This window comes from Pseudomonas jessenii, assembly GCF_002236115.1.
Classification (GTDB): Bacteria; Pseudomonadota; Gammaproteobacteria; order Pseudomonadales; family Pseudomonadaceae; genus Aquipseudomonas; species Aquipseudomonas jessenii.
Genome location: NZ_NIWT01000004.1, coordinates 52,209 through 64,420 on the forward strand (window position 1 = coordinate 52,209; position 12,212 = coordinate 64,420).

Sequence of the window (12,212 nt, forward strand, 5' to 3'; positions counted from 1 at the left end):
TGAGATTGCTTTCGCGGGCAAGCTCGCTCCCACAGGTACACCGAAACCCTGTGGGAGCGGGCTTGCCCGCGAAGGGGCCTCAAGGCGAAAGAGTCAGTCTTCCTTGCCCTTGTTGCGCACCGCACGCTGCAACTCGCGACCGGCGTCGCGTTCGCGCTCGGTATCGCGCTTGTCGTATTCCTTCTTGCCCTTGCCCAGAGCGATCTCGCACTTGACCATGTGCTTGCTCCAGTACCAGGACAGGCATACGCAGGCGTAACCCTTTTGCTGCACGGCCGCGGCCAGCTTTTCCAGCTCGCGCCGGTTGAGCAGCAATTTACGGGTGCGCACCGGATCGGCAATGACGTGGGTACTGGCGGTCGTCAGGGGCGTAATGTGGCTGCCGAGCAGCCAGGCTTCGCCATCCTTGAGCAGTACGTAGCTGTCAACCAGCTGCAGTTTGCTTGCCCGCAGACTTTTTACTTCCCAGCCGGCCAGGACCAGACCAGCCTCGAAACGATGTTCGATGAAGTAATCGTGTCGCGCCTTTTTGTTTTGCGCGATGGTCCCTGTTGGGTGTTTCTTCTGTTTAGCCATAGGGGCGGCATTATAGGGAGTTGCACGCGAGTCGGCTACGGTGTTGCTACGTGCTTGAGCAGGTTGATTGAATCCCGGACAATGCGGCCTCTTTTTTGAACGCTTGGGCGTGATAACGATGTCGACAGACAAGGTTTCTGTCCACGGCAGTTGGGCTAGCCGCTGGGTCTTCATACTCGCCGCGACCGGTTCGGCCGTGGGGCTGGGTAGTATCTGGAAATTCCCGTACATGGTCGGCGTCTATGGCGGCGGCGCCTTCGTGCTGATGTTCCTGGCCTGTATCGCATTGATCGGCGTGCCGGTCATGCTGGCGGAAACCCTGATCGGTCGGCGTGCCCGGCAGAGTCCGGCCAATGCCTTGAAGATGCTGGCGGTCGAGGCGGGGCACTCGGCCAAATGGTCCTGGGGCGCGTTTGCCGGGATGATCACGGCATTGCTGATCCTGTCGTTCTACAGTGTGGTTGGCGGCTGGTCGCTGGACTACATCATCGACATGGGGCGTGGCGACTTCCAGGGCGCGACGCCTGATCAAGTGGGGGCTTACTTCGGCAATGTGATCGCCGATCCCTGGCGCCTGACACTTTGGCACACGATTTTCATGCTGTTGTCAGCGGTGGTGATCGCCAAGGGCGTGGTTGCCGGGCTTGAACGCAGTTTGCGCATCATGATGCCGTTGTTGTTCGTGATGATCCTCGTGCTGCTGGGCTACAGCATGACCACCGGTCATTTCATGGAAGGCGTGCATTTCATGTTCGACTTCCACCCGGAAAAGGTCATGGACGGCTTGTTGCCCGCGATGGGGCATGCGTTCTTTTCCCTGAGCGTGGGCGTTGGCTCGATCATGATCTACGGTGCGTACATGCCGAAGAACTCATCGATTTCAGGGACGGTTGTCGGCGTGGCGCTGCTCGACACCTTCGTTTCCCTGGTGGCCGGCCTGGCGTTGTTTCCGATTGTTTTCGCGGCGGGCCTGAATCCGAGCGAAGGGCCGGGGCTGATGTTCGTCAGCCTGCCGTTTGCCTTCGGTAACGTAGCGTTCGGGCAATTGATGGGTGTTGTGTTCTTCGTGCTGGTGGCGGTCGCTGCCTGGAGTTCGGCGATTTCCCTGCTGGAACCGATGGTGGCCTACCTGGTCGAGCGCACTAAAGTGAGTCGTGCCTGGGTCACCTTCTGGCTGGCGTTCAGCTGCTGGTTTGTCGGCCTGGGTACGGTGTTCTCCTTCAATATCTGGAAGGAGGCCAAGTTCTTCGTGAACGAAGGCGGGATGTTCCACCTCTACCAATGGGGAGCGACCGGTGGCCTCGACTTCTTTGGCGTGATCGATTTCTTCACCTCGCGACTCATGCTGCCGCTTGGCGGTTTGTGTTTCGTGGTGTTTGCGGGTTGGATCATGGGGCGTGAGGCGGTGCGCGACGAGTTGTCGATCCGTAACCCTGCGCTGTTTGGCCTGTCCTTGTTCTTGATGCGCTATGTGGCGCCCATCGGCATTCTCGTAGTGTTTGCCGCCCAGCTGTGGAAGTGACGCTGACATGACGACACACATTTCACGTTCGGCCTTGCTGCCGTACCCGGCGCAAGCGCTGTATGACCTGGTCAACGACGTGGCGCGCTATCCGGAGTTTCTGCCGTGGTGCTCGTCCGCCGAAGTCCTGGAGAGCTCACCTGAGCATATGCGGGCGAGTGTCGGCGTGGCGAAGGGTGGCCTCAGTCAGCATTTCGTGACGCGCAACACGTTGATTCCGGGGCAGTCGATCGAAATGAACCTCGAAGAGGGTCCTTTCACCCAATTGCATGGCATCTGGGTATTCAAGGCGCTGACCGACAAAGCCTGCAAGATCAGCCTCGATCTGTCATTCGATTATGCCGGGCCGCTGGTTCGCGCCACCTTGGGGCCGCTGTTCAATCAGGCGGCCAACACTTTGGTGGATGCGTTCTGCCAGCGCGCCAAGCAGATACATGGTTGAGGTCATGATCGAAGTCGAGGTGGTCTACGCGGCCGTAGACCGTCAGGTGCTGCTGACAGTGGCAGTACCTGTCGGAACGACCGTGCGGGCGGCCTTGCTCAGGTCGGCCGTGGCTGAAGAGTTTCCGGAGCTGGATCTGACCCATTGCCCTGTGGGGATCTTCGGCAAGGTGGTCGCTGACCCGGGGAGTCGGGTAGTCCAGGCCGGGGATCGCATCGAGATTTACCGCCCGTTGCTGGCCGATCCGAAAGAGGTGCGCCGACTGCGCGCGGCGAAAGCTGCCGAGGCCAAAGCGCGGAATCAGTGAGTGGCTTGAGCGCCAGACAATAAAAAGCCCGGGCATGCCGGGCTTTTTATTGCGTCGCAAATTATTGCGGCGAGGTGTCCAGTGGCTCCGGCGTCGGGACCGGAACGGTTTCTACGCCATCGACGTCCTTCTGGATCTGATCCAGCAACGAACCTGGCTTGACCGGTTTTTCCGGTTTTGGCTTCTCGACGTTTTCTGTCGGGGCAGCCACTGTCGTGCCGCTGTCCTTGCCGAGAATGGCTTCGTCACGGCTCACGCCTGGCATGAAATCACCGGAGAGGCTGACAAGCTGATCATTTGGGTTGAAGATAACGCTAATGCGTTCCTGTTGGCGTTCACCGCCACCCGGTTGCAGGCTGTACAGATAATCCCAGCGATCGGCATGGAACGTGTCAGTCAGCAGAGGGTTGCCCATGATAAACCGTACTTGCTTACGGGTCATTCCCGGGCGTAACTGGTCTATCATGTCCTGCGTGACGACATTGCCCTGCTGGATGTCGATTTTGTAAACCCCGGGGAATGAACAACCGGCGAGTGCGAGCAGTCCCACAAAGGTGAAACTGGTTAGCAAGAGCTTGGTGTTTTGCATCGGTGGGCGACTTCCACTATCTTGGCTGGGACAACGTAAACGCCGATCATACCCGCATTAAGAGAAGCTGCGAAGCAGCATCGCGAGAAAGCTGACCATGGTTGAAAATAGCGAACTACGCAAAGCCGGCCTCAAAGTGACCCTTCCACGGGTCAAAATTCTGCAAATGCTCGATTCCGCCGAGCAGCGCCACATGAGTGCCGAGGATGTCTACAAGGCCCTTATGGAGGCTGGTGAGGACGTCGGTCTGGCCACGGTTTACCGTGTTCTGACTCAGTTCGAGGCAGCTGGCCTTGTGGTGCGGCACAACTTCGACGGAGGCCATGCAGTCTTCGAACTGGACGACGGAAAGCATCACGACCATATGGTCAACGTCGAAACCAGCGAAGTGATCGAATTCTTCGACGAAGAAATCGAGCGGCTTCAGAAAGCAATCGTCGACAAGTATGGCTTCGAGATGGTTGATCACAATCTGGTGCTGTACGTGCGCAAGAAAAAGTAAGCATGTCGCGCGAACATTCAGTTCGCGAAACGAACGAAGGCGACCCCAGGGTCGCCTTCGTGCTTTCTGCCTTTATTCAAGCTTTTGCGGCCACCACCATTTTTTTTGCATGCGCCAGGGATTCCTTGGTGAGGTCGATGCCGCCCAGCATCCGTGCGACTTCTTCGATGCGGTCGTTTTTGCTCAATCTGGAAACGGCCGTGCGGGTGGCATCTTCGCCGCGCACTTTATGCACAAATAGATGTTGATGGCCTTGCGCTGCCACTTGCGGCAAGTGGGTCACGGTCAGTACCTGCCCGCGCTCGCCGAGGCGACGCAACAGCTGGCCGACGATTTCCGCAGTCGGACCACCGATACCAACGTCCACTTCGTCGAACACTAGAGTGGGAACGCGAGATGTCTGCGCGGTGATCACCTGGATCGCCAGGCTGATCCGTGACAGCTCGCCTCCGGATGCAACTTTTGCCAAGGCTTTCAATGGTTGGCCCGGGTTGGCGCTGACCAGTAGTTCAACCTGTTCAAGTCCGTTAGGGAGTAGCTCGTCGCTACTGTTTGGGCGTAACTCGATGGTGAAGCGCCCGCCAGGCATGCCCAGGCGCTGGATCTCCTGTTCCACGGCGCTGGCCAGGCTGTTCGAGGCTTGATGACGCAGATCGCTCAGTTCGCGAGCCTTTTCCTGATAATGGCGAGCGTATGAAGACAGTTCGTCGCTCAGTCTCTCGATGGATTCGTCGTTGGCGTTGAGGGTTTCGATTTCATCCAGCAGTTTCTGCTGCATCTCGGCAACTTCGGTCGGCTGGATGCGGTGTTTGCGCGCCAGGGTGTAGATCGCGTCGAGGCGCTCTTCAAGGTATTGAAGGCGCGATGGATCGGCGTCGAAGTTGTCGAGGAAGCGGTTCAGTTCACCCACGGCCTCTTCAACTTGGATCTGTGCACTGGTCAACAGGCTGCTGGCTTCGCCCAGCGCACCGATCGAGCTGTTCACGCTCGACAGGCGGTTGAGGCTGGCGGTCAGGGCGTTCAGTACATTCCCGGAATCACTTTCACTGCATTGCTCGACGACTTGCCGGCAGATCCCGAGCAAGGTCTCTGCGTTTGTCAGGTTCTTGTGCTCCTGCTCGAGCTGCTCCAGCTCGTTGTCGCCAAGGCCAAGGTTTTCCAGTTCTTCGAGTTGATAGCTGAGCAACTGATGGCGGGCGCGTTGCTCATCGCCGGAGTTGGAGAGTCGCTCCAGTTCCTGGCGGGTCTGGCGCCAACGCTGGGCGGCGAGCTGAACCTGGCGGGCAAGGTCGGTCGCGCCGGCATATTCATCGAGCAGGCGGCGGTGAGTATCGGTCTTGAGCAGGGATTGGTGTTCGTGCTGGCTGTGAATGTCGATCAGCAGCTCGCCCAGCGCCTTGAGGTCGCCAAGCGGGCAGGGCGTGCCGTTGATGTAGCCGCGCGAACGCCCTTCGGATGTGATGACCCGGCGCAGGATGCACGGGCCGTCGTTTTCGAGGTCGCGTTCGGCCAGCCAGGCGCTGGCTTCCGGAATGTCGACCAGATCGAAGGTGGCCAGGATATCGGCCTTGTCGGCGCCGGGGCGGACCACGCCGCTGTCGGCGCGATCACCCAGGGTAAGGCCCAGCGCGTCGAGCATGATCGACTTGCCCGCGCCGGTTTCTCCGGTGATCACGCTCATCCCGCGATCGAGTTCGAGATCGAGATGTTCAACGATGGCGTAGTTGTGTACGGACAGGTGCACCAGCATATGGGCCGCTCCCAGGTGTTAGGTCTGGTTATTTATACAGTGTTTTGTTTCGGGCTGACAATGCCCCTCGTTAGCTCGATTCGCTCGGACCGACGAAAGCCTTATCGCGACCGGGAATGACAAAGCAGTTGTTTTTTGTAGGGTTAATCGTCGGCCCCCCTTGAAGCCGGATTTTGCGGCCCCATATAGCTGGGCAGACGCGCGAGTTGAGCTCGCGGACGAAATTGAAAGGAGAAATCTATGGCTGACGAACAGACAGTGGATACGCAAAACCCAGACGCCAACCAGGCGCCCGAGGCTTCGGGTGATGACCTGGCGGCTCGTGTACAAGTGCTCGAAGAGCAACTGGCAGGCGCTCAGGATCAGGCTTTGCGTGTAGCCGCCGATCTGCAGAACGTCCGCCGTCGCGCCGAGCAGGATGTGGAGAAGGCTCACAAGTTCGCGCTGGAAAAATTCGCCGGCGACCTGCTGCCGATCGTCGACAGCCTGGAGCGTGGCCTGGAACTGTCCAGCCCGGACGACGAAAGCATCCGTCCGATGCGCGAAGGCATCGAGCTGACCCTGAAAATGTTCCACGACACTCTCAAGCGTTATCAGCTTGAAGCGATCGATCCGCATGGCGAACCGTTCAACGCCGTTCAGCATCAGGCAATGGCCATGCAGGAAAGCGCAGATGTCGAGCCGAACAGCGTTCTGAAGGTGTTCCAGAAGGGCTATCAGCTCAATGGTCGCCTGTTGCGCCCGGCGATGGTCGTGGTCAGCAAGGCGCCTGCGCCGGTTTCGCCTTCGATTGACGAGCAGGCTTGAAATCCGCCGCAAGGCCCCCATTTATAAGTCAAGCGTTTAAGTGCTACCGCAGTTAGCCACCACTGCTGCGGCAACCAAATCAAAGTTTCGGGAGAGTGAACATGGGCAAAATTATCGGTATCGACCTGGGGACTACCAACTCCTGCGTCTCCGTGCTGGAAAACGGCAAGGCAAAAGTTATTGAAAACGCTGAAGGCGCGCGTACCACGCCGTCGATCATCGCTTACGCCAACGATGGCGAAATCCTGGTTGGCCAGTCGGCCAAGCGTCAGGCCGTGACCAATCCGCACAACACCCTGTATGCGGTGAAGCGTCTGATCGGTCGTCGTTTCGACGAAGAAGTCGTGCAGAAAGACATTCAGATGGTCCCTTACAAGATCGTCAAGGCTGACAACAGCGACGCCTGGGTTGAAGTGAACGGCCAGAAAATGGCGCCGCCACAAATCTCGGCTGAAATCCTGAAGAAGATGAAGAAGACCGCCGAAGACTATCTCGGCGAGACCGTGACTGAAGCAGTGATCACCGTTCCGGCCTACTTCAACGACAGCCAGCGCCAGGCGACCAAAGACGCCGGCCGCATCGCTGGCCTGGACGTAAAACGTATCATCAACGAACCAACCGCAGCTGCTCTGGCTTACGGTATGGACAAGGCCAAGGGCGATCACACCGTGATCGTTTACGACCTGGGCGGCGGTACTTTCGACGTTTCCGTGATCGAGATCGCTGAAGTCGATGGCGAGCACCAGTTCGAAGTACTGGCCACCAACGGTGACACGTTCCTGGGCGGTGAAGACTTTGACATTCGTCTGATCGACTACCTCGTCGACGAATTCAAGAAAGAAAGCGGCATGAACCTCAAGGGCGACCCGCTGGCCATGCAGCGCCTGAAAGAAGCTGCTGAAAAAGCCAAGATCGAACTGTCCTCGAGCCAGTCGACCGACGTGAACCTGCCGTACATCACTGCAGACGCCACCGGTCCTAAGCACCTGAACGTGAAGATCTCCCGCGCCAAGCTCGAAGCGCTGGTGGAAGACCTGGTTCAGCGCACCATCGAACCTTGCCGCATCGCAATGAAAGATGCCGGTATCGACGTTGGCGCGATCAACGACGTGATCCTGGTGGGCGGTCAGACCCGTATGCCACTGGTTCAGAAGCTGGTAACCGAGTTCTTCGGTAAAGAAGCTCGTAAAGACGTCAACCCGGACGAAGCGGTTGCCATGGGTGCTGCCATCCAGGGTGCGGTACTGGCCGGTGACGTGAAGGACGTTCTGCTGCTCGACGTCAGCCCGCTGACCCTGGGTATCGAAACCATGGGTGGCGTGATGACCGCGCTGATCGAGAAAAACACCACGATTCCTACCAAGAAATCGCAAGTGTTCTCGACTGCCGACGACAACCAGGGCGCCGTGACCATTCACGTGCTGCAAGGCGAGCGTAAGCAAGCCGCACAGAACAAGTCCCTGGGCAAGTTCGACCTGGCTGACATTCCACCAGCTCCACGTGGCGTGCCGCAGATCGAAGTGACCTTCGACATCGACGCCAACGGCATCCTGCACGTAGGTGCGAAGGACAAGGCTACCGGCAAGACTCAGTCGATCGTGATCAAGGCCAACTCCGGTCTGTCCGACGAAGAAATCGAGCGCATGGTGCGTGATGCCGAGGCTAACGCCGAGGAAGATCGCAAGTTCGAAGAGCTGGCCGCTGCCCGTAACCAGGGTGATGCACTGGTTCACTCGACTCGCAAAATGGTCTCCGACGCCGGCGATAAAGTGACCGCTGAAGAGAAGACTGCAATCGAAGCTGCCGTAGTTGCCCTGGAAGCCGCCGTTAAAGGCGACGACAAGGCTGCTATCGACGCCAAGGTTGAAGAGCTGTCGAAAGTCTCCGCTCCAGTGGCGCAGAAGATGTACGCCGAACAGGCTCAGCCTGCTGAAGGCGCGGCACCGCACGACGACAAGGCGGAAAAGGCTGACGACGTTGTCGACGCCGAGTTCGAAGAAGTCAAAGACCACAAGTAAGTTGTTGGTCGGCCGGTTGACTGCCTTTAGGCGGTGACTGGTAGGATGTCGCCGCGCGGGAGCTTGCTCCCGCGTTGGCGTATCTGGAATGCGCGAATTTTTACAGCATGCGACAACGTTCACGTGCTGGTGGTATGGCCGGAAATGCTCCTGCTTTTCGTGCCGCAAGTACCGCAAGAATCAAAGACCAGGATCGTTGAATTGACGTGAGTTGGGTCCGGGCCTGTATTGGGGCTCAACGAGTTCGGCAAACTCAGGAGGGTTTTGTCGGACGTCCTCAAGAGTGCAAAGACTTATGGCAAAGCGTGACTATTACGAAGTGTTGGGTGTTGAGCGTGGCTCAAGCGAAGCGGACCTGAAGAAGGCTTACCGTCGCCTGGCGATGAAGCACCACCCGGACCGTAATCCCGATGACAAGGCGTCGGAAGAGATGTTCAAGGAGGCCAACGAGGCCTACGAAGTGCTGTCCGACTCCAGCAAGCGCGCGGCGTACGACCAGTACGGCCATGCCGGTGTCGACCCGAGCATGGGTGGCGGCGGTGCCGGTTTCGGCGGTCAGAACTTCTCCGACATCTTTGGTGATGTCTTCAGTGACTTCTTCGGTGGCGGTCGCGGCGGTTCCCGTGGCGGTGCTCAGCGCGGCAGTGACTTGCGCTACACCCTGGAGCTGGATCTCGAAGAGGCGGTGCGCGGTACGACCGTGAATATCCGCGTTCCGACGCTGGTCAACTGCAAGCCTTGCGATGGCTCCGGCGCCAAGAAAGGTTCTGCGCCGGTGACCTGCCCGACTTGCGGCGGTATCGGCCAGGTGCGCATGCAGCAAGGTTTCTTCTCGGTGCAGCAGACCTGCCCGCGCTGCCATGGCCAAGGCAAGATCATTTCCGATCCGTGCGATTCCTGCCACGGCGAAGGTCGTGTCGAAGAGTACAAGACCCTGTCGGTGAAGGTGCCGGCCGGTGTCGATACCGGTGATCGCATTCGTCTGTCCGGCGAAGGCGAGGCGGGTGCCCAGGGTGGCCCGACTGGCGACCTGTACGTGGTGATCAATGTGCGCGAGCACTCGATTTTCCAGCGCGATGGCAAGCACCTGTTCTGCGAAGTGCCGATCAGCTTCGTCGATGCGGCGCTGGGTGGCGAGCTGGAGATTCCGACCCTTGATGGTCGGGTCAAGCTGAAGATCCCTGAGGGGACCCAGACCGGCAAGCAGTTCCGAGTGCGTGGCAAGGGTGTCGCGCCAGTGCGTGGCGGTGGTGCTGGCGACTTGATGTGCCGCGTGGCGGTCGAGACTCCGGTCAACCTGAGCCGTCGCCAGCGTGAAATGCTCGAGGAATTCCGTAGTTCGCTGGCGGATGACAACAGCCATTCGCCAAAAACCACCGGTTGGTTCGAAGGCGTGAAGCGCTTCTTCGGCGATTTGTAAGGAGACAGGCATGCGACGTATTGCAGTGATGGGCGCCGCCGGGCGCATGGGCAAGACCCTGATTGAAGCCGTGCAGCAAACCCCGGGCGCCGGTCTGACGGCGGCGGTGGATCGTCCCGACAGCACGTTGGTCGGCGCGGATGCCGGTGAGTTGGCTGCGCTGGGTCGTATCGGCGTGCCTCTGTCCGGTGATCTGGATCGGGTGGTCGACGAGTTCGACGTGCTGATCGACTTCACGCACCCGACGGTGACCCTGAAGAACCTGGCTTTCTGCCGTAAACACGGCAAGGCCATGATCATCGGTACCACCGGTTTCAGCGTTGAAGAAAAGCAGTTGCTGGCGGAAGCGGGCAAGGACATTCCGATTGTCTTCGCGGCCAACTTCAGTGTCGGGGTCAACCTGTGCCTGAAGTTGCTCGACACGGCCGCTCGCGTATTGGGCGACGATGTCGATATCGAAATCACCGAAGCTCACCATCGGCATAAAGTCGATGCGCCGTCCGGCACTGCCGTGCGCATGGGAGAGGTGATTGCCGATGCGTTGGGTCGCGATCTGAAAAAGGTGGCGGTGTATGGCCGTGAGGGCCAGACCGGCGCTCGTGATCGCGAGACCATTGGTTTCGCCACTGTGCGCGCTGGCGACATCGTCGGTGATCACACCGTGCTGTTCGCCGCCGACGGCGAGCGCGTCGAGATCACCCACAAGGCGTCCAGTCGCATGACGTTCGCCAAGGGTGCGGTGCGTGCCGCATTGTGGCTGGACGGGCGCGAGCCTGGCCTTTACGACATGCAAGACGTGCTCGATCTGCGTTAAGATGCACCCGAAATCGGGCTCGCGCACAGCGTTTGAGCCCGGTTTTGTTCCGCCAAGCGACGTCCTGTCGCATTCTCCAGCCTTTAAGGCTCATTGGCGGTAGACCAAAAAGGCCTTTTTCTGTAAGCTACAGCTTTAGTGTGTCCACTAAAAGCGCGCAGAATAATTCAGTGAAGAAGCGGGGTGACGTGTCCATACGTCACTCCGCTTTTTTACAACCTGCGATCGCCCTTTCAGGCTTTATTTACGGGAGGTCTTCTTGACTAAGCCAGCCATACTCGCCCTTGCTGATGGCAGCATTTTTCGCGGCGAAGCCATTGGAGCCGACGGTCAAACCGTTGGTGAGGTGGTGTTCAACACCGCAATGACCGGCTATCAGGAAATCCTTACCGATCCTTCCTACGCCCAACAGATTGTTACCCTGACTTACCCGCACATCGGCAACACCGGCACCACGCCGGAAGACGCCGAGTCCAACCGCGTCTGGTCTGCCGGCCTGGTCATCCGTGACCTGCCACTGGTGGCGAGCAACTGGCGTAACACGATGTCCCTGTCCGACTACCTGAAGGCCAACAATGTTGTGGCCATCGCCGGTATCGACACCCGCCGCCTGACGCGCATCCTGCGTGAAAAAGGCGCGCAGAACGGCTGCATCATGGCTGGTGACAACATTTCCGAAGCTGCCGCCATTGCCGCCGCCCAGGCTTTCCCTGGCCTCAAGGGCATGGACCTGGCGAAAGTCGTCAGCACCAAGGAAAGCTACGAGTGGCGCTCGACTGTCTGGGATCTGAAAACCGACAGCCACGCGACCATCGAAGCTTCCGAGTTGCCGTACCACGTGGTTGCCTACGACTACGGCGTCAAGGTGAACATCCTGCGCATGCTGGTCGAGCGCGGTTGCCGCGTGACCGTCGTGCCTGCGCAAACACCTGCTGCCGATGTGCTGGCGCTGAAGCCGGACGGCGTATTCCTGTCCAACGGCCCTGGTGACCCGGAGCCTTGCGACTACGCGATCCAGGCGATCCAGGACGTGCTGGAAACCGAAATTCCGGTCTTCGGTATCTGCCTCGGTCACCAACTGCTGGCCCTGGCCTCCGGCGCCAAGACCCTGAAAATGGGTCATGGCCACCACGGTGCTAACCACCCCGTCCAGGACCTGGACAGCGGTGTGGTGATGATCACCAGCCAGAACCACGGTTTTGCCGTAGACGAAGCGACCCTGCCGGCCAACGTTCGCGCGATCCACAAATCGCTGTTCGACGGCACCCTGCAAGGTATCGAGCGTACCGACAAGAGCGCCTTCAGCTTCCAGGGTCACCCGGAAGCCAGCCCTGGCCCGAACGACGTAGCGCCATTGTTCGATCGCTTCATCACCGAGATGGCCAAGCGACGCTGATCGCTCGCCCTGATGTAGCAAGGCTTGAGGGTGGTCCCGATACCGGCGGCCCCCTCAAGGCTTCAGATT

At 59.1% G+C, this 12,212-nt stretch carries 12 protein-coding genes; 9 read left to right on the forward strand and 3 right to left on the reverse strand.

The window, feature by feature from the left end; all coding sequences use genetic code 11:
• Positions 1-93: 93 nt before the first annotated feature.
• The gene (gene smpB / locus PSJE_RS13345) at positions 94-576 is read right to left on the reverse strand and encodes an SsrA-binding protein SmpB (protein WP_008057382.1); all 483 of its coding nucleotides are present in this window, start codon (positions 574-576) and stop codon (positions 94-96) included.
• Between the two features lie 118 nt (positions 577-694).
• Here smpB and PSJE_RS13350 point away from each other — a divergent pair, with 118 nt between their 5' ends.
• The 3 genes from PSJE_RS13350 to PSJE_RS13360 are packed head-to-tail and all read left to right on the forward strand — an operon-like array spanning position 695 to position 2,847.
• Positions 695-2,098 carry a sodium-dependent transporter gene (locus tag PSJE_RS13350; protein WP_090453025.1) on the forward strand — a complete coding sequence of 468 codons (1,404 nt, stop codon included), beginning with the start codon at positions 695-697 and terminating at the stop codon, positions 2,096-2,098.
• 7 nt (positions 2,099-2,105) lie between these two features.
• Positions 2,106-2,540: a type II toxin-antitoxin system RatA family toxin gene (locus tag PSJE_RS13355; protein WP_057716487.1), complete on the forward strand. Its 435-nt coding sequence runs from the start codon at positions 2,106-2,108 to the stop codon at positions 2,538-2,540.
• Positions 2,533-2,847, forward strand: a complete 315-nt coding sequence (locus tag PSJE_RS13360) for an RnfH family protein (RefSeq protein WP_057716486.1) — start codon at positions 2,533-2,535, stop codon at positions 2,845-2,847. Before PSJE_RS13355 ends, PSJE_RS13360 begins: the two co-directional genes overlap by 8 nt.
• A gap of 61 nt (positions 2,848-2,908) precedes the next feature.
• On the opposite strand, the gene PSJE_RS13365 is transcribed toward PSJE_RS13360, so the two are convergent.
• A complete protein-coding gene (locus PSJE_RS13365; protein WP_090453027.1) occupies positions 2,909-3,436 on the reverse strand; it encodes an outer membrane protein assembly factor BamE in 528 nt (175 codons plus the stop codon).
• 97 nt (positions 3,437-3,533) lie between these two features.
• Here PSJE_RS13365 and fur point away from each other — a divergent pair, with 97 nt between their 5' ends.
• A complete protein-coding gene (gene fur, locus PSJE_RS13370; protein WP_003197684.1) occupies positions 3,534-3,938 on the forward strand; it encodes a ferric iron uptake transcriptional regulator in 405 nt (134 codons plus the stop codon).
• 76 nt (positions 3,939-4,014) lie between these two features.
• On the opposite strand, the gene recN is transcribed toward fur, so the two are convergent.
• Positions 4,015-5,688 (reverse strand): DNA repair protein RecN, encoded by a 1,674-nt coding sequence (gene recN, locus PSJE_RS13375; RefSeq protein WP_090453029.1) that lies wholly within the window; start codon positions 5,686-5,688, stop codon positions 4,015-4,017.
• A 240-nt stretch (positions 5,689-5,928) separates the two neighbouring features.
• Here recN and grpE point away from each other — a divergent pair, with 240 nt between their 5' ends.
• The 5 genes from grpE (at position 5,929) to carA (ending at position 12,143) form a co-directional block, all read left to right on the forward strand.
• The gene (grpE, locus tag PSJE_RS13380; RefSeq protein ID WP_015093431.1) at positions 5,929-6,495 is read left to right on the forward strand and encodes a nucleotide exchange factor GrpE; all 567 of its coding nucleotides are present in this window, start codon (positions 5,929-5,931) and stop codon (positions 6,493-6,495) included.
• 65 nt (positions 6,496-6,560) lie between these two features.
• Positions 6,561-8,513: a molecular chaperone DnaK gene (gene dnaK, locus PSJE_RS13385; RefSeq protein ID WP_224795452.1), complete on the forward strand. Its 1,953-nt coding sequence runs from the start codon at positions 6,561-6,563 to the stop codon at positions 8,511-8,513.
• A gap of 295 nt (positions 8,514-8,808) precedes the next feature.
• Positions 8,809-9,933: a molecular chaperone DnaJ gene (dnaJ, locus tag PSJE_RS13390; protein ID WP_057716482.1), complete on the forward strand. Its 1,125-nt coding sequence runs from the start codon at positions 8,809-8,811 to the stop codon at positions 9,931-9,933.
• A 10-nt stretch (positions 9,934-9,943) separates the two neighbouring features.
• On the forward strand, positions 9,944-10,747 hold the full coding sequence (gene dapB / locus PSJE_RS13395) for a 4-hydroxy-tetrahydrodipicolinate reductase (protein WP_057716481.1): 804 nt from the start codon (positions 9,944-9,946) through the stop codon (positions 10,745-10,747).
• 259 nt (positions 10,748-11,006) lie between these two features.
• Positions 11,007-12,143: a glutamine-hydrolyzing carbamoyl-phosphate synthase small subunit gene (carA, locus tag PSJE_RS13400; protein WP_090453031.1), complete on the forward strand. Its 1,137-nt coding sequence runs from the start codon at positions 11,007-11,009 to the stop codon at positions 12,141-12,143.
• Positions 12,144-12,212 lie beyond the last annotated feature (69 nt).